Below are 20,162 nucleotides of genomic sequence, written 5' to 3'. Positions count from 1 at the left end.
GTTTTTTACGCCCTTAGCTCGCCAGCGTGGCGGCTTTCAGGCGTTGCACAAACCCTTTCAGCTCGGCCAGCATTGTGGTCGGGTTATCCAGGTTGCTCTCGATAATCTTCACAATCGCCGATCCGGAAATTGCCCCTGCGGCACCGGCTTCAATTGCGGAAGCCACCTGATCCGGTGCGGAGATGCCAAAGCCCTGCAGCGCAGGCGCAGCATGATACTCCGTCAGTTTCTCCACCAGATGATGCAGCGGCAGCGCCGCGCGGTTCTCCGCACCGGTCACGCCAGCGCGCGACAGCAGGTAGGTGTACCCGCGACCGTAAGAGGCAATCTGGCGCAGCAGATCATCATCGGCATTCGGCGGGCAGATAAAGATAGGCGCGATATTATGGCGCATCGCCGCCTGGCGGAACGGGGCAGACTCCTCAATCGGCACGTCGGCGACCAGCACCGAATCGACACCAACGCTGGCACACTGGGCGTAAAACTCATCAACGCCGCGGCTAAAGACCAGGTTGGCATACATCAACAGGCCAATCGGAATGGTCGGATGCTTCTGGCGGATCGCCGCCAGCATTTCAAAACAGTGACCAACCGTAACGCCCGCGGCGAAGGCGCGCAGCGTGGCACTCTGAATGGTCGGGCCATCTGCCAGCGGATCGGAGAAGGGGATGCCCAGCTCCAGCGCATCCGCGCCGCCTTCGATCAGCGCATCGATAATTTGCAGCGACAGGCCAGGTTCCGGATCGCCAAGGGTGACAAACGGGACAAAGGCACCTTCCCGGCGCGCGTTGAGCTGGTTGAAGAGGTTGTCATAGCGTTCCATCAGATTTCGCCTCGCGCTTTCAGAATGTCATGGACGGTGAAGATATCTTTGTCGCCGCGCCCGGAGAGGTTAACCACCAGCAACTGCTCCTTCTCAGGGTTCTCGCGCATCATCTTCAGCGCGTGCGCCAGCGCATGGGAGGACTCCAGCGCCGGGATAATCCCTTCATGGCGGCAGAGCGTTTTAAACGCCTCCAGCGCTTCATCATCGGTAATCGAGACATATTCAGCGCGACCGGTGCTGTTGAGATGAGCGTGCTGCGGCCCTACTGACGGGAAATCAAGCCCGGCGGAGATGGAGTAGGACTCCTCAATCTGCCCGTCTTCGGTCTGCATCATCGGCGATTTCATGCCGAAGTAGATGCCGACGCGGCCATGTTTCAGCGGTGCGCCATGTTCGCCAGACTCAATGCCGTGACCCGCTGGTTCCACGCCAATCAGGCCGACGGCGCTCTCTTCGATAAAATCGGCAAACATCCCGATGGCGTTAGAGCCGCCGCCAACACAGGCGATCACCGCATCCGGCAGACGTCCCTCTCTTTCAAGGATCTGCGCTTTGGTCTCTTCGCCGATCATGCGCTGGAACTCGCGTACAATGGTCGGGAAGGGGTGCGGGCCAGCTGCGGTGCCGAGCATATAGTGCGCGGTTTCGTAGCTGCCGGACCAGTCGCGCAGCGCTTCGTTGCAGGCATCTTTCAGGGTGGCTGAACCGCTGTGTACCGGGATCACTTCCGCGCCCATCAGTCGCATACGGAAGACGTTCGGCGACTGGCGCTCAACATCTTTTGCGCCCATATAGATGCGGCACTTCAGTCCAAGCAGGGCGCTGGCAAGTGCAGAGGCCACGCCATGCTGTCCCGCGCCGGTTTCGGCGATAATCTCGGTTTTGCCCATCCGTTTGGCGAGCAGCGCCTGGCCGAGCACCTGGTTAGTTTTGTGCGCGCCGCCGTGGAGCAGATCTTCACGCTTAAGATAAAGGGTGGTGCGGGTGCCGGCGGTCAGGTTCTGACATTTTGTCAGCGCCGTCGGGCGACCGGCGTAGTTTTTCAGCAGGTCATTAAACTGCTGCTGGAACGCTGCATCGCTCTGCGCGCTGACAAACGCTTCTTCCAGCTGGCGCAGCGCGGGCATCAGAATTTGCGGAACATACATACCGCCAAATTCGCCAAAGTAGGGGTTCAGTAGTGTCGTCATCTTGCTTCCTTAATATGCACGCAGCGTACGGAACACCGAGGCCAGTTTGCTGGCGTCTTTAATACCCGGCTCCGACTCTACGCCAGAATTGAAATCTAATCCGGCACAGCCAGCTTTCGCTGCCTGTACACAGTTATCCGCGCCCAGGCCGCCCGCCAGCAGCACATTGTCGAGCGTTTCGCCGGTCAGCAGTGACCAGTCAAAACTTTTGCCCGTGCCGCCCTGGCCGTTATCCAGCACATATTTATCGACGTGCTCAAGGTTGCGCGGCGGCAGTGTGGTGGTGACGCTCAGGGCTTTCCAGATTTGCGTCTGCTCGCCAAGCTGTGTGCGCAGGGAGGAGATGTAGGCCTGATCTTCATCGCCATGCAACTGAACGGCACTCAGCTTAAGTTTAGCTGCGGTCGCCACAACTTCGTCGACTGGAGCATTACGGAACACGCCAACATAACTCAGGGGCGCGCCCTGCATCACTTTTTCTGCCTGCTCAACGCTCACCGCCCGCGGCGAGGCGGCAACAAAAATCAGCCCGCCATAAAGCGCTCCGGCGTCATATGCTGCCTGCGCATCTTCAGCGCGGGTTAAGCCGCACACTTTGTTTTCACCCAGCAGGACGCGTTTTACCGCTGCATCCAGATCGTCGTGAGACATCAGCGCGGAGCCAATCAGGAAACCGTTGGCAAAGTGGCTCAGTTCACGCACCTGCGCATAGGTGTTGATGCCGGACTCGCTGATTACCGTGACGCCTGCGCCAAGACGCGGGGCCAGTTCACGGGTGCGGTTAAGATCGATAGAGAGATCGCGCAGATCGCGGTTATTAATGCCGACAACTTTGGCGCCCAGCGCGATTGCGCGCTCCAGTTCCTCTTCATTACTCACTTCTGTCAGCACGCCCATATTGAGGCTGTGCGCCACGGCGGAAAGCGTGCGGTACTGCTCATCATCCAGTACCGAGAGCATTAACAGGCAGGCGTCGGCATGGTAGTAGCGCGCCAGGTAAATCTGGTAGGCATCGATAATAAAGTCTTTGCACAGCACCGGCTGCGGCGCGATTTCGCTGACGATACGCAGGAAGTCGAAGCTGCCCTGGAAATATTTCTCATCGGTCAGCACCGAGATTGCCGAGGCGTGATGCTGATAGATATCCGCAATGCGCGCCGGGTCGAAATCTGCGCGGATCACCCCTTTCGAGGGCGACGCTTTTTTGCACTCGAGGATAAACACGGTATGTGTTCCACGCAGTGCATCATAGAAGTGGCGTGTGCTCGGCTGCACCTCGTTCTGAAAAGAGGCCAGCGGTTGTTGCTCCTTGCGCGCCGCAACCCATACAGCTTTGTCGGCGACGATTTTCGCTAAAACGGTCTGCATTGTTTACCCTCTTGCCGCAAGTGCGGTGACTTTGTCGTAAGCGGCCCCGCTGTGCAGGACGTCCAGTACCTGTTGCGCGTTAGCCTTCAGATCTTCTTTGCCGTGCAGCCGCATCAACATGGCGACGTTGGCGGCGACGGCAGCCTCGTGAGCAGGCTCGCCTTTACCTTGTAATAAGCGGGTCAGAATGTCACGGTTTTCTTCCGGCGTGCCGCCCGCCAGCGCCTGCTGGTGGTATGGCGTCAGGCCGAAGTCAGCCGCCGTTAGCTGATAGCTCCTGATTTCCCCCTCGTGCAGTTCGGCAACCACCGTCGGCGCATGCAGCGAAACCTCATCCATTCCGCCGCTGTGTACCACCGCCGCACGCTGATAACCGAGCACGCGCAGGGTTTCGGCAATCGGCAGCACCAGTTCGGCGCTGTAAACGCCAATCAGCGCCAGCGGCGGGTGCGCCGGGTTGATCAGTGGCCCCAGTACGTTAAACAGCGTACGGGTCTTTAACTGCTGGCGAACCGGCATCGCGTGGCGAAACCCGGTGTGGTACTTCGGCGCGAAGAGGAAGCAGACGCCGAGATCATCAAGCGCCGTGCGAGATTTATCCGCATTCATATCCAGATTGATGCCAAACGCCGCCAGCAGATCCGACGAACCAGAGCGGCTTGAGACGCTGCGGTTGCCGTGCTTTGCCACCTTCAGGCCGCAGGCGGCGGCGACAAAGGCGCTGGCGGTCGAGATATTGATGCTGTTGCTGCCATCGCCGCCAGTGCCAACGATATCGGCAAAAGCATATTCCGGGCGCGGGAAGGGCGCGGCATTTTCCAGCAGGGCAGTCGCCGCGCCGGCAATCTCCTGCGGCTGCTCGCCGCGGATCTTCATACTGACCAGCGCCGCAGCCAGTTGCTCCGGCTTCAGCTCACCGCGCACCACTGCGGAGAAGAGCTGGTGGCTCTCCTGCTGGCTCAGCGTTTCGGCCTGATAGAGCTTCTCCAGGATCGGCTGCAGCGTGTTTGCTTGCTCCAGCTTCTGCAACGCCCATGCCAGCGTCTGCTCCAGCAGGCGTGCGCCCTGGGTGGTGAGAATCGATTCCGGGTGGAACTGGAAGCCGCAAACGCGATCGGCGTCATGACGCACCGCCATCACCATGCCATCAAAATGGGCATTGATGGTGAGCCCGGCCGGAATATTACTGCCAACCAGCGAGTGGTAGCGGGCAACCGGCAGCGGGTTGCTGAGGCCCGCGAACATCGCCTGGCCATCATGTTCAATGCTGGAGGCTTTACCATGCAGGATCTCACCGGCCTGGCCGACATATCCGCCATAAGCTTCAACAATCGCCTGGTGACCGAGGCAGATGCCGATAATCGGCAGCTTGCCGCGCATACGCGTCAGCAGCTCCGGCATGCAGCCCGCTTCAGAAGGGGCGCCCGGGCCAGGTGAGAGCATCAGCACCGGGTTTTGCATGGTCGCCAGGCGGTCAATTAAGGTTTGGGCCGGAACATGGTTACGGTAAATCACCACATTGTGTCCGCTTGCGCGCAGCTGATCCGCCAGGTTGTAAGTAAAGGAGTCGATATTATCGAGCAGCAGAATGTCAGCCATCAGAAAATCTCCTGTGCGTGGTGGGCGGTGGCGATTGCGCGCAGAACCGCGCGCGCTTTGTTACGGGTTTCATCGGCTTCAGACTGCGGAACGGAATCCAGCACCACGCCTGCGCCGGCCTGAACGGTGGCGATACCATCCTCAACCCACGCGGAGCGGATGACGATGCAGGTATCGAGATCGCCGTGGGCGGTGAAGTAACCCACCGCACCGCCGTAGCTGCCGCGGCGCGTGCCTTCGGCTTCGGCAATCAGCTGCATAGCGCGTACTTTCGGCGCGCCGCTGAGGGTGCCCATATTCATGCAGGCGCGATAGGCGTGCAGCACATCGAGATCGTGACGCAGCTCGCCCACCACGCGGGAGACCAGGTGCATCACATAGGAGTAACGGTCGACTTTCGTCAGATCCGCCACGTAACGGCTGCCCGGTGTACAGATACGTGCCAGGTCGTTACGTGCCAGGTCAACCAGCATCAAGTGTTCTGAGAGCTCTTTGTGGTCGGTACGCATTTCAAGCTCAATGCGGCTGTCGAGATCGCGATCCAGTGAACCATCGGCGCGACGACCGCGTGGGCGCGTCCCGGCAATCGGGTAGATCTCAATCTGGCGGTTGCTGGCGTCATACTTCAGCGAGCTCTCCGGCGAGGCGCCGAACAGCGTGAAATCCGCATCCTGCATAAAGAACATGTAGGGGCTGGGGTTGCTCTTTTTCAGCACTTCATACGCGGCGAGCGGCGATGGGCAGGGCAAGGTGAAGCGGCGCGACGGTACAACCTGGAAAATTTCACCGGCGCGAATCGCTTTTTGCATTTTGCGCACCACATCACCGTACGCGTCATCGCTCTGGTTACAGTCGCACTGCATATGTTCAACGGTTTCTACCGGCAGCGGCGTGACCGGCGCATCCAGCTGCTGGCGCAGCGTCTCGACGCGTTGCAGCAGGCGATCTTTTTCACTCGCAGACGGGGTAAAAAGGCTCGCCTGAATACGCGTCTCTTTTTTCTGGTGGTCGATCACCAGTAAGGTTTCAGCGAGATAGAAGCAGTAGTCCGGGCAATTGCGGTCGTGCTTCAGCTCCGGCAGATCTTCAAAACCCGCGACCAGGTCATAGGCAAACAGGCCACCGAAAAACATCGCTTCCCGCTCATCAGCTGGCAGTTCAACCAGCCCCTGCAGCAGACGAAACGCATCAAACACCGAGAGCGAGCAGAGACGGGCATCTTCATCAAGCAACTGACTGACCGCCGGGAAGCGCAGTTCACGGCCATTTTCCAGCACGCGGTTTTCGACGCCTGAAGGCAGCACCGTATCAAGCAGTGTCAGCAGCGCGGCACCGTTAGCGGTCAGTGCGGTTAAGGTGACAGTGTCACCTAATGCGGTAATGCGCAGCGCGCTGTCTACCAGCAGCAGGCTTTTAAGATCGTCTTTGCTGTCGATGTCGGCAGATTCAAGCAGCAGTGTTGCAGGACGGGCATCGCACAGCTGGTGGAACAGCGCCGTCGGGTTGTTATGGTAACGCGCCTGGGTGGTCAGAAGGTCGAGTGCTGGTTTTTGCATCTGCATCGCTCTCATTAATTTGTTCAAAAAAAAGCCCGCTGAAAAAAGCGGGCCTGGTATCGGTATGCTGAATGCGCACGTGATCACAAAGCCCTTAACAGGGAGTGCGCCACCAGCGATTGTTAAAGAGATGTGCATTCATTTTTGCGATACCGTTGTCGAGTGAACTTGCGTACTAGTTAACTGGTTCATGAAAAGAAAGTCAACCATGAATTCAGAAAATGTGTGCTACCCGTTATGATAGGTCACAAATTGCAGTTTGATGAATTAGCGGAGCCGCTTTGAGCGACACGAATTACGCCATTATTTACGATCTTCACAGCCACACGCTCGCCTCTGATGGCCTGCTTTCCCCCGAGGCGCTGGTGCACCGCGCGGTTGAAATGCGCATCGGTACGCTAGCGATCACCGATCACGACACTACCGACGCCATTCCTGCCGCCCGCGCTGAGATAGCCCGCGCCGGGCTGGATCTCAATTTAATCAGCGGGGTGGAGATCTCAACGCTTTGGGAAAACCACGAGATCCATATTGTTGGGCTGAATATTGATATTGACCACCCGGCAATGCGTGATTTTCTTGAGCAGCAATCACAGCGCCGCACCGAGCGCGCAAAGCTTATCGCTGAGCGGCTGGAGAAAGCGCATATTCCCGGCGCGCTGGAAGGGGCGATGCGCCTGGCGCAGGGGGCGAATGTGACGCGCGGCCATTTCGCCCGCTTCCTGGTTGAGCAGGGCAAAGCGGGCAATATGGCCGATGTTTTCAAAAAGTATCTCGCCCGTGGCAAAACGGGTTACGTTCCGCCTCAGTGGTGTACAATAGAACAAGCCATTGATGTGATTCATCATTCTGGTGGAACGGCGGTAATGGCCCATCCGGGGCGTTATAATCTTTCTGCCAAATGGCTTAAAAGGCTGCTGGCGCATTTTGCTCAATGCGGCGGTGAGGCGATGGAAGTCGCCCAATGCCAGCAGGCTCCCAATGAGCGAACCCAGCTGGCGGAGTATGCCCGTCAGTTTGGTCTGTTAGGGTCGCAGGGGTCTGATTTCCATCAGCCCTGTCCCTGGATCGAACTGGGACGCAAACTTTGGCTTCCGGCGGGCGTCGATGGCGTCTGGGCGGCGTGGGAGCAGCCGCAGAACAACACAGAGAGGGTTGTATGAGTCAGTTTTTTTATATTCATCCAGATAATCCGCAGCCGCGTTTAATCAACCAGGCCGTCGATATCGTGCGCAAAGGCGGCGTTATCGTCTATCCCACCGATTCCGGCTATGCGCTGGGCTGCAAACTTGAAGATAAAGGGGCGATGGAGCGTATTTGCCGCATCCGTCACCTGCCGGACGGCCACAACTTTACGCTGATGTGCCGCGATCTCTCCGAACTCTCCACCTACGCGTTCGTCGATAACGTGGCGTTTCGCCTGATCAAAAACAACACGCCGGGTAACTACACCTTCATCCTGAAAGGGACGAAAGAGGTACCGCGCCGCCTGTTGCAGGAGAAGCGTAAAACCATCGGTCTGCGCGTGCCGTCGAACCCGATTGCGCTGGCGCTGCTGGAGACGCTCAATGAGCCGATGCTCTCGACGTCATTGATGCTGCCGGGTAGCGAGTTTACCGAGTCGGATCCCGATGAAATTAAAGATCGTCTGGAGAAGCTGGTGGATCTGGTGATTCATGGCGGCTATCTCGGCCAGCAGCCGACGACGGTGGTCGATCTGACTGACGCTGCGCCGGTGGTGATCCGTGAAGGCGTCGGTGACGTTAGGCCTTTCTTATAGCGGCGCAAGTCGCTATACTACGCGGCCATTTCAGACGCGGCTTAAGCCGGGCTGATGACCCTATTCGACGCCTGTGAAGGCGACATAAAGGATGCTCTATGAGCGAGAAACTACAGAAAGTGCTGGCGCGGGCCGGCCACGGCTCCCGCCGTGAAATCGAAACTATTATCCAGGCAGGCCGCGTCAGCGTTGATGGCAAAATCGCCACGCTGGGCGACCGCGTCGAGGTCACGCCGGGGCTGAAAATCCGTATCGATGGTCATCTCATTTCGGTGAAAGAGTCCGTCGAACAGATCTGCCGCGTACTGGCTTATTACAAACCGGAAGGCGAGCTCTGCACCCGTAACGATCCGGAAGGGCGCCCGACGGTGTTTGACCGTCTGCCGAAACTGCGCGGTGCGCGCTGGATTGCCGTCGGTCGTCTGGACGTCAACACCTGCGGTCTGCTGCTTTTCACCACCGACGGTGAGCTGGCGAACCGCCTGATGCACCCGAGCCGCGAAGTCGAGCGCGAATACGCCGTGCGCGTGTTTGGCGAAGTGGATGACGCGAAGCTGCGCGATTTGTCGCGCGGTGTGCAGCTGGAGGATGGTCCGGCAGCGTTCAAGACCATCAAATTCAGCGGTGGTGAAGGTATTAACCAGTGGTACAACGTTACGCTGACCGAAGGGCGCAACCGCGAAGTGCGTCGCCTGTGGGAAGCGGTCGGTGTGCAGGTAAGCCGTCTTATCCGCGTACGCTACGGCGATATTCCGTTGCCGAAAGGGCTGCCGCGCGGCGGCTGGACCGAGCTGGATCTGGCGCAGACCAACTACCTGCGCGAGCTGGTCGGGCTGGACGCTGAGACGCAATCAAAAGTCGCGGTGGAGAAAGATCGCCGTCGCATGAAAGCGAATCAGATCCGCCGTGCCGTGAAGCGCCACGCTCAGCCGACTGGCGGTAAGCCTGCCGGTGGTAATCGCCGCCCGGGTGGCGGACGCACTAAAAACGATTAATGAAAAAGGGGCGCAAGCCCCTTTTTTATCGCTAATAATCGATGCCGATCTGCGCTTTTATTCCCGCCTCAAACGCATGCTTCACCGGTCTTAGCTCGCTTACCGTATCCGCCGCCTCGAGAATATCGCGATGGCAGCCGCGTCCGGTAATGATCACCGTCTGCATCGGCGGGCGGTTTTGCAGGGCGGTTAACACCTTTTCCAGCGGCAAATAGTCATACGCCACCATGTAGGTCAACTCATCCAGCAGCACCATATCCAGCGCCGGGTCGGCCAGCATTCGCTCGGCGTGCTGCCATGCTTCAAGACAGGCGGCGGTATCGCTTTCGCGGTTTTGTGTGTCCCAGGTAAAGCCGGTGGCCATCACCTGAAATTCGACGCCCAGCGGTTCGAGCAGGTTACGCTCACCGTTTGGCCAGGTGCCCTTAATAAACTGAATCACGCCCACCTTTTTGCCATGCCCGACGGCGCGCGTGGCGGTGCCGAAGGCCGCCGTGGTTTTGCCTTTGCCGTTGCCGGTGAAGACAATAACAATTCCACGCTCATCCTGGGCGGCGGCAACCCGTGCGTCGACACGCTCTTTTACCTTCTGCTGACGCTGCTGATAACGTTCATCGCTCATTGGGCGATCCCCGGTTTGCGGCCTGGCTGCGCATCGAACGTCATGCCGGTTTTGCGGCGACTGTCATCGCCCATCAGCCACAAGTAGAGCGGCATAATGTAGGCAGGGGTTTTAAGCTTCTGCGGATCTTCCGTCGGGAAGGCGCTGGCGCGCATGCTGGTGCGCGTTCCACCGGGGTTGATGCAGTTAACGCGCAGCCGGTTCTGGTACTCTTCCGCCAGCACCTGCATCATCCCTTCGGTGGCAAATTTTGAGGTTGCATACGCGCCCCAGTTGGCACGTCCCTGGCGACCGACGCTGGAGGAGGTAAAGACCAGCGAGCCGCAGTCTGATTTAAGTAATAAAGGAAGCAGCGCCTGGGTAAGGTAGAACGTCGCGTTTACGTTGACCTGCATCACTTCGTTCCAGACAGCCGGATCCTGTTCGCTCATCGGGCAGATATCGCCGAGCAGGCCGGCGTTATGCAGCACGCCATCCAGATGGGATGTGGTAGTGGCGATTTCACTGGCGAGCTGTTGGCACGCTTCGGGGGTGCAGGTTGCCATATCGAGGATAAACCACTGTGCGGCCTGGCCTTCGTCTTTCACCTGCTGCGCAACGTGGCGCAGTTTCTCTTCATTACGACCCAGCAGAATCAGGCTGGCGCCGTGGCGGGCGTAGGTTAATGCCGCCTCTTTTCCAATACCGTCGCTGGCACCGGTGACAAGAATGATGCGACCGTTTAGCAGGTCGCGTTTGGGCTGATAGTGCACTCTGTCTCCTCAGGCCGCAGCCTGTAATCACCTTCACGTGTTGGCTTTATGCCTTAAACATCCGGCTATTTCAATCGGTGAAGGAGAGAGTTACACACCCTTTACCTTAAGGAGTGCTAAAAAATTCAGCAACATGGCGACACGGGCGCACGCCTGGCGCGAGACGCGCCCGCAGCGCTCATGTACACTGAGCCGATTATTGAGTGAAGTCACCGAGGTGGTATGCATGGAATTACTCTCTGAATATGGTCTGTTTTTAGCCAAAGTCGCCACCGTGGTGGTTGCGGTAGCGATCGTTATGACGCTTATCATCAATTTGCGCCAGCGCAAACGTCAGCGCGGCGAGCTGAAGATCACCCGCTTTAACGAGCACTATAAAGAGATGCAGGAGGAGATGTCCGTCGGCCTGATGGATGCTCACCAGCAGAAGCAGTGGCATAAAGCGCAGAAGAAAAAGCTGAAGGCAGATGCGAAGGCGGCAAAAGCACAGGCGAAGGCGGGCGTGTCAAAAGATCCGGTCAAACCGCGCGTTTATGTGCTCGACTTTAAAGGCAGTATGGATGCCGGCGAAGTGCACGGCCTGCGTGAAGAGGTAACCGCCGTGCTGAGCGTCGCAACGCCGAACGATCAGGTGCTGCTGCGCCTTGAAAGCCCGGGCGGCGTGGTGCACGGTTACGGTCTGGCAGCCTCCCAGCTGCAACGCCTGCGTGATAAGCAGATCCCGCTCACCGTTGCCGTGGATAAAGTCGCCGCCAGCGGCGGGTATATGATGGCCTGCGTGGCGGATAAAATTGTCGCCGCGCCGTTCTCCATCATTGGCTCGATTGGCGTGGTGGCGCAGGTTCCCAACTTCAACCGCTTCCTGAAAAGCAAAGATATTGATATCGAGCTGCATACCGCCGGGCAGTATAAGCGCACGTTGACGCTGCTGGGTGAGAATACCGAAGAGGGACGGCAGAAGTTTCGTGAGAACCTTAATGAAACGCACGATCTCTTCAAAGACTTTGTCAGCCAGATGCGGCCGCAGCTTGATATCGAGCAGGTGGCGACCGGCGAGCACTGGTACGGTAGCCAGGCACTGGAGAAGGGGCTGGTGGATGAGGTCGGCACCAGCGATGAGCTGTTACTGGGCCTGATTCAGGAGCATGAAGCGATAGGCGTGCGTTACCAACAGCGTAAAAAGTTGCTGGAGCGCTTTACCGGTAGCGCAACAGAAAGCGTTGATCATCTGCTAATGCGCTGGTGGCAGCGCGGGCAAAAACCGATGATGTAAACAAAAACGCGAGGCTCAGGCCTCGCGTTCTTCTTTAATCGATCAGGTGGTACTTTTCAGAAAGTTCATGGGCTAAATATTTGAACATATTGAATACCGCCGTACTTTTCCCCGTTGGCAACCCTTGCTCATCCAGGTAGTACTCGCCGCTGAACACCAGCACGCCGTTGCGCTGCGTCACACCAGTGGCTTCAATGCCCGCCAGCGTGTCGTCATGATCGCGAATCAGTTGATTTGCCAGCTCAAGCAGGGACTGACGATCGATAGGCTGAGATGTCTCGCTCATTTTTATTCTCCTCAATTTTTGTCAGAGTTTACTGCTAGCCGCGATGAGGGGCAAATTTTCCCTTGTCTTGTGAGGGGCTTACGGTCTCGTTAACCTGGCGCGATGCGTTTTTGCATGCTAATAAAGTTGCTTAACAAATTTTATCAGGTACAGTGTGACCCTTTCGTCAATCTGGCAACAGAATTGCTTGACATTCGACCGGATTATCGTCTTGCTATACCACGCTGATATGAAAAAGCCTGAAATCTCAGTCACCTGAATACCTCTATTCGCGTGACCGGCAACGTCAAAGGGTTGATATCCATTGGCGCCGCCGCAATAGTGACTGTTTATCAGTGGATGTGACGCAACATGCGACGCATTTCCGGAAGAATACAATAGGTAAAGGTGAATATGGGTAAAGCTCTCGTTATCGTTGAGTCCCCGGCAAAAGCCAAAACGATCAATAAATATCTCGGCAATGACTACGTGGTGAAATCCAGCGTAGGGCATATCCGTGATTTGCCGACCAGTGGCTCAGCACCTAAAAAGAGCGCCGACTCCACCGCCACCAAGCCGGCTAAAAAGCCTAAAAAGGATGAGCGGGGCGCGCTTGTAAACCGCATGGGCATTGACCCGTGGCACAACTGGGACGCGCATTATGAAGTGCTGCCCGGTAAAGAGAAGGTGGTTTCCGAGCTGAAATCCCTCGCTGAAAAAGCTGACCACATCTATCTCGCAACCGACCTTGACCGCGAAGGGGAAGCCATCGCATGGCACCTGCGGGAAGTGATTGGTGGCGATGAGACACGCTACAGCCGTGTCGTGTTTAACGAAATTACCAAGAATGCGATTCGTCAGGCCTTTGAAACGCCTGGCGAGCTGAATATCGACCGTGTGAATGCCCAACAGGCGCGCCGCTTTATGGACCGCGTGGTGGGTTATATGGTCTCGCCGCTGCTGTGGAAAAAGATCGCGCGTGGTTTGTCCGCCGGTCGTGTGCAGTCCGTCGCCGTTCGCCTGGTGGTAGAGCGCGAACGCGAGATCAAAGCGTTTGTCCCGGAAGAGTTCTGGGAAGTTGACGCGGCTACGACAACGCCAGGCGGTGATACTCTGCCGCTGCAGGTGACCCACGAAGGCGATAAAACCTTCCGTCCGGTTAACCGTGAGCAGACAATGGCGGCGGTCAGCCTGCTGGAAAAAGCGCGCTATACCGTTATCGATCGCGAAGATAAGCCGACCAGCAGCAAGCCTGGCGCGCCGTTTATCACCTCTACGCTACAGCAGGCCGCCAGCACGCGTCTTGGCTACGGCGTGAAGAAAACCATGATGATGGCCCAGCGCTTGTATGAAGCGGGTTACATCACCTATATGCGTACCGACTCCACCAACCTGAGCCAGGACGCGGTCAGCATGGTGCGCAGCTATATCGGCGATAATTTTGGTAAGAAATATCTGCCAGAAAACGCCAACCAGTACGCCAGCAAAGAGAACTCGCAGGAAGCGCATGAAGCGATTCGTCCTTCTGATGTAAGTGTGCTGGCTGAATCGTTAAAAGATATGGAAGCGGACGCGCAGAAGCTTTATCAGCTGATCTGGCGCCAGTTCGTTGCCTGTCAGATGACACCGGCGAAATATGACTCCACCACGCTCACCGTTGGCGCGGGCGATTTCCGCCTGAAAGCGCGCGGACGTATCCTGCGTTTCGATGGCTGGACGAAAGTGATGCCTGCGCTGCGTAAGGGCGACGAAGATCGCACCCTGCCAGCGGTCAATAAAGGTGATGAGCTGACGCTGATTGAACTGACACCAGCCCAGCACTTTACTAAACCGCCTGCGCGCTTCAGCGAAGCGTCACTGGTAAAAGAGCTGGAAAAACGCGGTATCGGCCGTCCGTCTACCTATGCGTCGATCATCTCGACCATTCAGGATCGCGGCTATGTACGCGTTGAAAACCGCCGCTTCTACGCGGAAAAAATGGGTGAAATCGTCACCGATCGCCTGGAAGAGAACTTCCGCGAGCTGATGAACTACGACTTCACCGCGCAGATGGAAGATAGCCTCGACCGCGTCGCCAACCACGAAGCTGAATGGCGCAGCGTGCTGGACAGCTTCTTTGGCGATTTTTCGCGTCAGCTGGAGCAGGCTGAACAGGATCCGGAAGAGGGCGGTATGCGCCCGAACCAGATGGTGCTGACCAGCATCGACTGCCCGACCTGCGGGCGCAAGATGGGTATTCGTACCGCCAGCACCGGCGTTTTCCTGGGCTGTTCCGGTTATGCGCTGCCGCCGAAAGAGCGCTGCAAAACCACCATCAACCTGATCCCGGAAAATGAAGTGCTCAACGTGCTGGAAGGCGACGACGCCGAAACCAACGCGCTGCGTGCCAAACGCCGCTGCCAGAAGTGCGGCACGGCGATGGACAGCTACCTGATCGATCCGAAGCGCAAGCTGCATGTCTGCGGTAATAACCCGACCTGTGACGGCTACGAGATTGAAGAGGGCGAGTTCCGCATCAAGGGCTATGATGGTCCGATCGTTGAGTGTGAAAAGTGTGGTTCTGAAATGCACCTGAAGATGGGGCGTTTCGGCAAATACATGGCCTGTACCAACGACGATTGCAAAAATACGCGTAAGATCCTGCGCAATGGTGAAGTCGCGCCGCCGAAAGAAGATCCGGTGCCGCTGCCTGAGCTGCCGTGCGAGAAATCAGATGCCTATTTCGTGCTGCGTGACGGTGCGGCGGGTGTCTTCCTCGCGGCTAACACCTTCCCGAAATCGCGCGAGACCCGTGCGCCGCTGGTGGAAGAGCTCTATCGCTTCCGCGATCGCCTGCCGGAGAAGCTGCGCTATCTCGCCGATGCGCCGCAGGAAGATCCGAACGGGAATAAAACCATCGTGCGTTTTAGCCGTAAAACCAAGCAGCAGTATGTCGCCTCTGAGAAAGAGGGGAAAGCCACCGGCTGGTCCGCTTTCTATATCGACAACAAATGGACTGAAGCGAAAAAGTAATCGCTATCAAGCACCTACTGAGAAGGGCCGGATAATCCGGCCCTTTTTATTATCTGTTATTATTCTTAGTTCCTCGCTATACACAGAAGCTATAAATGATATAGTGGTTATAGTTTTTCTCTTTTTTATTATCAAATCGTCTTAAGCGCTCACCGCTTGCCTCATTCGGATGGTCTGTCATGAAACTACAGCAGCTTCGCTATATTGTTGAGGTGGTCAACCACAACCTCAACGTCTCCTCTACGGCTGAAGGCCTCTATACCTCGCAGCCTGGCATCAGCAAACAGGTGCGGATGCTTGAGGATGAACTCGGTATTCAAATCTTCGCCCGTAGCGGAAAGCATCTTACGCAGGTGACGCCAGCCGGGCAGGAGATTATCCGCATTGCACGGGAAGTGCTGTCCAAAGTGGAGGCCATTAAATCGGTGGCTGGGGAACACACCTGGCCGGATAAGGGGTCACTCTACGTCGCGACCACCCACACTCAGGCGCGCTATGCGCTGCCAAATGTGATTAAAGGCTTTATTGAGCGCTATCCGCGCGTCTCGTTGCATATGCATCAGGGATCGCCGACGCAGATCGCTGAGGCGGTCTCCAAAGGCAATGCTGACTTTGCCATTGCCACTGAAGCGCTGCATCTCTATGACGATCTGGTGATGCTGCCCTGCTACCACTGGAACCGCTCGATTGTGGTCACGCCGGATCATCCGCTGGCGGCGAAGCAGTCCGTGTCGATTGAAGAACTGGCGCAGTATCCGCTGGTCACCTATACATTTGGTTTCACTGGCCGCTCAGAGCTCGATACCGCCTTCAATCGCGCCGGGTTAACGCCGCGCATTGTCTTTACCGCGACAGACGCCGATGTGATTAAAACCTATGTCCGCCTCGGTTTAGGGGTAGGAGTGATTGCCAGCATGGCGGTTGATCCCGTCTCGGACCCGGATCTGGTGAAACTCGATGCCGATGGCGTCTTCAGCCACAGCACAACCAAGATAGGCTTTCGTCGCAGCACCTTCCTGCGAAGCTATATGTATGATTTTATTCAACGCTTTGCGCCGCATTTAACGCGCGATGTGGTCGATGCCGCCGTAGCGTTGCGTTCGAATGACGATATCGAAGCGATGTTTAAAGATATTAAGCTGCCGCAGAAATAATACCGACGGGTATCTTATCACCCGAAAAGATACCCATAATGCCGCCTAAACCTAAATTAGAATTATCATCAACTCTGATAAAATCCCTCCGCAGAGTGATTGACGTCACATTTCAAATCCGCACCGTCTCTATTTTGCGACAAACATAGAAACTAAATAGCAACTCTGCAAATTCATTACTTCAATTATTTCTTTGTTGTCAAAAGATTTAATATTTCTTTGGAAATGGTGAGTAAATTCACTGGATTTTCCGCTAAAGTTCTTTTAGGATTTGTCTCATCCCATGATTACTAATACCGATTGTTGGTGCACAGAATGATAAGCGATGTCGATTGTACGAGGTTAGCAATGCCAACAGGAAGTGAAGAGCCGCAAAGGGACCCTGAGCTGAAGCGTAAAGCCTGGCTAGCGGTATTTCTTGGCTCTGCCTTGTTCTGGGCAGTGGTTGCGTTACTGGTCTGGAAATTTTGGGGGTAAAATGGCGATAGCAGGTCGATGCGAACCCGTTAAGCGAGTGTGTCAGCTTCGTGACACGCCACCAAAAGCAAAAAACAAAGCGGTGACCGTTCTTCCGGCCTCCTGGAAGCTGACGCCGCAGCAGAAAGCGTTTATTGACGCCTTTGCTGAAGACGACATTAAAAAACAATAAATATACCAGCAAGATCAATGTGGGGAATTAACCCGCTATTCATTGACGTGCTCTTTTGTACTCTTTAATTAATACACAGCATAAATGAATTGAGTAAAAACTCAGTTTCGATGAATAGATTCACGAGGTAAATTTTTATGATTAATAACCTTGGTATGAAATATTGGTCATGGCTGACAGCGTTCTCGGTTTCCGCCCTCATCTGGGGTGAGCTGGTCTGGCTGGCCCTGCAGTAACGAATTGAAAAACCTCGCGTCGGCGGGGTTTTTTATTATCCGCGCCTTACCCCCGCCCGTAAGATTTTCCCTTTTGTAGCAATTTAGGGTGTTATCAAAACGTTACGATATGTTTGTGTTATCTTTAATACAGACCCTGATAAGCATCAGGGTAAAGCTATCCCTGTAATAAAGGAGGAGCACATGTCGTCGACCCTACGCGAAGCCAGTAAGGACACGTTGCAGGCAGAGAACAAAACGTACCACTACTACAGCTTGCCGCTGGCTGCGAAACAACTTGGGGATATTTCGCGCTTACCCAAGTCCCTGAAAGTGTTACTTGAGAACCTGCTGCGCTGGCAGGATGGTGAATCCGTCACCGAAGAGGATATCCAGGCGCTGGCCGGCTGGCTGAAAAATGCCCATGCCGACCGGGAGATCGCCTATCGTCCGGCCAGGGTTTTGATGCAGGATTTTACCGGCGTACCGGCCGTTGTTGACCTCGCCGCCATGCGCGAAGCGGTTAAACGCCTCGGCGGCGATACCGCCAAAGTGAACCCGCTCTCACCGGTCGATCTGGTAATTGACCACTCGGTCACAGTCGACCACTTCGGTGATGATGACGCGTTTGAAGAGAACGTACGTCTGGAGATGGAGCGCAACCACGAGCGTTATGCCTTCTTACGCTGGGGCCAGCAAGCCTTTAGCCGCTTCAGCGTTGTGCCACCGGGCACCGGTATTTGCCACCAGGTCAACCTGGAGTATCTGGGCAAAGCGGTCTGGAGCGAGTTGCAGGATAAAGAGTGGATTGCTTATCCGGACACGCTGGTAGGTACCGACTCGCACACCACCATGATCAATGGTCTCGGCGTGCTGGGCTGGGGCGTGGGCGGGATTGAGGCCGAAGCCGCTATGCTCGGTCAACCCGTATCAATGCTTATTCCCGATGTGGTTGGTTTTAAACTCACCGGCAAGTTGAGTGAGGGCATTACCGCGACGGATCTCGTGCTGACCGTGACGCAGATGCTGCGTAAACACGGCGTGGTCGGGAAGTTTGTCGAATTTTATGGCGACGGGCTGGACTCGCTGCCGCTGGCGGACCGTGCAACCATCGCGAATATGGCACCAGAATATGGCGCAACCTGCGGCTTCTTCCCGATTGACAGCGTCACGCTCGGCTATATGCAGTTGAGCGGGCGTAGCGAAGAGCAGGTCGCACTGGTCGAAGCCTATGCGAAAGCGCAGGGAATGTGGCGTAATCCGGGCGATGAGCCGGTTTTCACCAGCACGCTGGCGCTTGATATGGGCGAGGTTGAGGCGAGCATCGCCGGGCCGAAGCGTCCGCAGGATCGCGTAGCTCTTAATGAAGTGCCGAAAGCCTTTGCCGCCAGCACTGAGCTGGAACTTAACACCGCGCAGAAAGATCGCAAACCGGTCAGCTATGTTCACAAAGGCCATCAATATGAGCTGCCGGACGGCGCGGTAGTCATCTCTGCGATCACCTCCTGCACCAACACCTCTAACCCCAGCGTATTGATGGCTGCCGGCCTGCTGGCGAAGAACGCGGTAACCCTCGGGCTGAAACGCCAGCCGTGGGTGAAAGCCTCGCTGGCACCGGGATCGAAAGTGGTCTCCGACTACCTGGCGCAGGCACGTTTAACGCCATACCTCGATGAGCTGGGCTTTAACCTTGTCGGCTACGGCTGCACAACCTGTATCGGTAACTCCGGCCCGCTGCCGGAACCTATCGAGCAGGCGATTCGCGAAGGCGATTTGACTGTTGGCGCGGTGCTGTCGGGTAACCGTAACTTTGAAGGCCGTATTCACCCGCTGGTGAAAACCAACTGGCTGGCTTCGCCGCCGCTGGTTGTCGCCTATGCGCTGGCCGGGAATATGAATATCAACCTTGCCACCGATCCGCTCGGGGTCGATCGCAAAGGCGATCCGGTCTACCTGAAAGATATCTGGCCATCGAGCGCCGAGATTGCGCGCGCGGTCGAGCAGGTATCAACCGATATGTTCCGCAAAGAGTATGCGGAGGTGTTTGAAGGCACCGACGAGTGGAAATCGATCGAGGTTGAGCGCTCCGATACCTACAGCTGGCAGGATGACTCCACCTATATCCGTCTGTCGCCATTCTTTGACGAGATGCTGGCAGAGCCGAAACCGGTTGAGGATATTCACGGTGCACGCATCCTTGCGATGCTGGGCGACTCTGTGACTACTGACCATATCTCACCGGCGGGCAGTATCAAAGCGGACAGCCCGGCAGGGCGCTATCTGCAAAGCCATGGCGTGGAGCGGGGCGATTTCAACTCCTACGGGTCGCGTCGCGGTAACCATGAAGTGATGATGCGCGGCACCTTTGCCAATATCCGTATTCGCAATGAGATGGTCCCGGGCGTTGAGGGTGGTATGACGCGCCACCTGCCGGGCAGTGAAGTGATCTCCATCTATGACGCGGCGATGCGTTATCAGCAAGAGGGCACGCCGCTGGCGGTGATCGCCGGGAAAGAGTATGGCTCCGGCTCAAGCCGTGACTGGGCTGCGAAAGGTCCGCGCCTGCTTGGCATTCGCGTGGTGATTGCCGAATCCTTCGAACGTATTCACCGCTCGAACCTGATTGGCATGGGGATCCTGCCGCTGGAGTTCCCGCAGGGCGTCACGCGTAAGACGCTGGCCTGACCGGGGAGGAGCGGCTGGATATTGCCGATCTGCAAAATATCAAACCGGGTGGCGAACTGCCGGTGACCTTAACGCGCGCCGACGGCTCGCAAGAGGTGATTCCGTGCCGCTGCCGTATTGATACTTCGACAGAGCTTACGTACTACCGTAACGACGGCATCCTGCACTATGTGATCCGTAATATGCTCAACTAAACAAAAAGGCCTGCTTATGCAGGCCTT

17 protein-coding genes, 1 pseudogene and 1 other annotated feature are annotated in these 20,162 nt (G+C 56.6%); of the genes and pseudogenes, 10 read left to right on the top strand and 8 right to left on the bottom strand.

Annotated features, from left to right (window positions below; genetic code table 11):
- Nucleotides 1-13: 13 nt before the first annotated feature.
- From trpA to BWI95_RS17455, 5 genes are read right to left on the bottom strand one after another with little or no spacing between them, the layout of a single operon-like run.
- On the bottom strand, nt 14-823 hold the full coding sequence (gene trpA / locus BWI95_RS17475; RefSeq protein WP_054803451.1) for a tryptophan synthase subunit alpha: 810 nt from the start codon (nt 821-823) through the stop codon (nt 14-16).
- Nucleotides 823-2,016 (bottom strand): tryptophan synthase subunit beta, encoded by a 1,194-nt coding sequence (gene trpB / locus BWI95_RS17470; RefSeq protein WP_023478707.1) that lies wholly within the window; start codon nt 2,014-2,016, stop codon nt 823-825. The genes trpA and trpB overlap by 1 nt, the downstream gene beginning before the upstream one ends.
- A 9-nt stretch (nt 2,017-2,025) precedes the next feature.
- Entirely contained in the window at nt 2,026-3,384 is a 1,359-nt protein-coding gene (trpCF, locus tag BWI95_RS17465; RefSeq protein WP_076769927.1) for a bifunctional indole-3-glycerol-phosphate synthase TrpC/phosphoribosylanthranilate isomerase TrpF, read from the bottom strand.
- Nucleotides 3,385-3,387: 3 nt separating this feature from the next.
- Nucleotides 3,388-4,983: a bifunctional anthranilate synthase glutamate amidotransferase component TrpG/anthranilate phosphoribosyltransferase TrpD gene (trpD, locus tag BWI95_RS17460; RefSeq protein ID WP_054803450.1), complete on the bottom strand. Its 1,596-nt coding sequence runs from the start codon at nt 4,981-4,983 to the stop codon at nt 3,388-3,390.
- Nucleotides 4,983-6,545, bottom strand: coding sequence for an anthranilate synthase component 1 (locus BWI95_RS17455; RefSeq protein WP_076769926.1), 1,563 nt, complete (start codon nt 6,543-6,545; stop codon nt 4,983-4,985). The genes trpD and BWI95_RS17455 overlap by 1 nt, the downstream gene beginning before the upstream one ends.
- A 19-nt stretch (nt 6,546-6,564) precedes the next feature.
- Nucleotides 6,565-6,660 (bottom strand) — a sequence feature (Trp leader region).
- A gap of 160 nt (nt 6,661-6,820) precedes the next feature.
- On the opposite strand from BWI95_RS17455, the gene rnm reads away from it, so the two are divergent.
- The 3 genes from rnm to rluB all read left to right on the top strand — a co-directional run bounded on the left by rnm (nt 6,821) and on the right by rluB (nt 9,314).
- Nucleotides 6,821-7,702 carry an RNase RNM gene (gene rnm, locus BWI95_RS17450; protein ID WP_054803449.1) on the top strand — a complete coding sequence of 294 codons (882 nt, stop codon included), beginning with the start codon at nt 6,821-6,823 and terminating at the stop codon, nt 7,700-7,702.
- On the top strand, nt 7,699-8,319 hold the full coding sequence (locus BWI95_RS17445; RefSeq protein WP_023478797.1) for an L-threonylcarbamoyladenylate synthase: 621 nt from the start codon (nt 7,699-7,701) through the stop codon (nt 8,317-8,319). The genes rnm and BWI95_RS17445 overlap by 4 nt, the downstream gene beginning before the upstream one ends.
- A gap of 98 nt (nt 8,320-8,417) precedes the next feature.
- Entirely contained in the window at nt 8,418-9,314 is an 897-nt protein-coding gene (gene rluB / locus BWI95_RS17440) for a 23S rRNA pseudouridine(2605) synthase RluB (RefSeq protein ID WP_054803447.1), read from the top strand.
- Between the two features lie 31 nt (nt 9,315-9,345).
- Here rluB and cobO read toward each other — a convergent pair whose 3' ends face one another.
- Both cobO and BWI95_RS17430 read right to left on the bottom strand, forming a co-directional pair.
- Nucleotides 9,346-9,936, bottom strand: a complete 591-nt coding sequence (gene cobO, locus BWI95_RS17435; protein ID WP_054803446.1) for a cob(I)yrinic acid a,c-diamide adenosyltransferase — start codon at nt 9,934-9,936, stop codon at nt 9,346-9,348.
- Complete coding sequence (locus BWI95_RS17430; protein ID WP_076769925.1) at nt 9,933-10,688, bottom strand: YciK family oxidoreductase; 756 nt, start codon at nt 10,686-10,688, stop codon at nt 9,933-9,935. Before BWI95_RS17430 ends, cobO begins: the two co-directional genes overlap by 4 nt.
- 226 nt (nt 10,689-10,914) lie before the next feature.
- On the opposite strand from BWI95_RS17430, the gene sohB reads away from it, so the two are divergent.
- On the top strand, nt 10,915-11,961 hold the full coding sequence (sohB, locus tag BWI95_RS17425; protein WP_054803480.1) for a protease SohB: 1,047 nt from the start codon (nt 10,915-10,917) through the stop codon (nt 11,959-11,961).
- A 34-nt stretch (nt 11,962-11,995) separates the two neighbouring features.
- On the opposite strand, the gene BWI95_RS17420 is transcribed toward sohB, so the two are convergent.
- On the bottom strand, nt 11,996-12,247 hold the full coding sequence (locus BWI95_RS17420; protein WP_023478774.1) for a YciN family protein: 252 nt from the start codon (nt 12,245-12,247) through the stop codon (nt 11,996-11,998).
- A 393-nt stretch (nt 12,248-12,640) separates the two neighbouring features.
- Here BWI95_RS17420 and topA point away from each other — a divergent pair, with 393 nt between their 5' ends.
- From topA to acnA, 6 genes and pseudogenes are all read left to right on the top strand, one after another.
- Nucleotides 12,641-15,238 (top strand): type I DNA topoisomerase, encoded by a 2,598-nt coding sequence (gene topA / locus BWI95_RS17415; protein ID WP_076769924.1) that lies wholly within the window; start codon nt 12,641-12,643, stop codon nt 15,236-15,238.
- A 179-nt stretch (nt 15,239-15,417) separates the two neighbouring features.
- Nucleotides 15,418-16,392, top strand: a complete 975-nt coding sequence (gene cysB / locus BWI95_RS17410) for an HTH-type transcriptional regulator CysB (protein ID WP_023478728.1) — start codon at nt 15,418-15,420, stop codon at nt 16,390-16,392.
- 315 nt (nt 16,393-16,707) lie between these two features.
- Nucleotides 16,708-16,869: a YmiA family putative membrane protein gene (locus BWI95_RS17405; RefSeq protein WP_076769923.1), complete on the top strand. Its 162-nt coding sequence runs from the start codon at nt 16,708-16,710 to the stop codon at nt 16,867-16,869.
- Between the two features lies 1 nt (nt 16,870).
- The gene (locus BWI95_RS23560) at nt 16,871-17,041 is read left to right on the top strand and encodes a hypothetical protein (RefSeq protein ID WP_164896941.1); all 171 of its coding nucleotides are present in this window, start codon (nt 16,871-16,873) and stop codon (nt 17,039-17,041) included.
- Nucleotides 17,042-17,178: 137 nt separating this feature from the next.
- The gene (ymiC, locus tag BWI95_RS23785) at nt 17,179-17,277 is read left to right on the top strand and encodes a small membrane protein YmiC (protein ID WP_225975715.1); all 99 of its coding nucleotides are present in this window, start codon (nt 17,179-17,181) and stop codon (nt 17,275-17,277) included.
- 183 nt (nt 17,278-17,460) lie between these two features.
- Nucleotides 17,461-20,135: pseudogene (acnA, locus tag BWI95_RS17400) on the top strand (aconitate hydratase AcnA).
- Nucleotides 20,136-20,162: the final 27 nt, after the last annotated feature.

It is taken from the genome of Kosakonia cowanii JCM 10956 = DSM 18146 (assembly GCF_001975225.1).
In the GTDB taxonomy this organism is placed as follows: Bacteria; Pseudomonadota; Gammaproteobacteria; order Enterobacterales; family Enterobacteriaceae; genus Kosakonia; species Kosakonia cowanii.
The sequence above is the reverse complement of the archived record's forward strand: the minus strand, read 5'-3'. Positions and strand labels throughout refer to the sequence as shown.

Coding starts and splice junctions, on each gene's coding strand:
- trpA (WP_054803451.1), bottom strand. CDS start 823: ATGGAACGCTATGACAACCTCTTCAACCAGCTCAACGCGCGCCGGGAA.
- trpD (WP_054803450.1), bottom strand. CDS start 4,983: ATGGCTGACATTCTGCTGCTCGATAATATCGACTCCTTTACTTACAAC.
- BWI95_RS17420 (WP_023478774.1), bottom strand. CDS start 12,247: ATGAGCGAGACATCTCAGCCTATCGATCGTCAGTCCCTGCTTGAGCTG.
- BWI95_RS23560 (WP_164896941.1), top strand. CDS start 16,871: ATGGCGATAGCAGGTCGATGCGAACCCGTTAAGCGAGTGTGTCAGCTT.
- BWI95_RS17455 (WP_076769926.1), bottom strand. CDS start 6,545: ATGCAGATGCAAAAACCAGCACTCGACCTTCTGACCACCCAGGCGCGT.
- BWI95_RS17405 (WP_076769923.1), top strand. CDS start 16,708: ATGATAAGCGATGTCGATTGTACGAGGTTAGCAATGCCAACAGGAAGT.
- trpCF (WP_076769927.1), bottom strand. CDS start 3,384: ATGCAGACCGTTTTAGCGAAAATCGTCGCCGACAAAGCTGTATGGGTT.
- cobO (WP_054803446.1), bottom strand. CDS start 9,936: ATGAGCGATGAACGTTATCAGCAGCGTCAGCAGAAGGTAAAAGAGCGT.
- ymiC (WP_225975715.1), top strand. CDS start 17,179: ATGATTAATAACCTTGGTATGAAATATTGGTCATGGCTGACAGCGTTC.
- topA (WP_076769924.1), top strand. CDS start 12,641: ATGGGTAAAGCTCTCGTTATCGTTGAGTCCCCGGCAAAAGCCAAAACG.
- BWI95_RS17445 (WP_023478797.1), top strand. CDS start 7,699: ATGAGTCAGTTTTTTTATATTCATCCAGATAATCCGCAGCCGCGTTTA.
- trpB (WP_023478707.1), bottom strand. CDS start 2,016: ATGACGACACTACTGAACCCCTACTTTGGCGAATTTGGCGGTATGTAT.
- sohB (WP_054803480.1), top strand. CDS start 10,915: ATGGAATTACTCTCTGAATATGGTCTGTTTTTAGCCAAAGTCGCCACC.
- cysB (WP_023478728.1), top strand. CDS start 15,418: ATGAAACTACAGCAGCTTCGCTATATTGTTGAGGTGGTCAACCACAAC.
- rluB (WP_054803447.1), top strand. CDS start 8,418: ATGAGCGAGAAACTACAGAAAGTGCTGGCGCGGGCCGGCCACGGCTCC.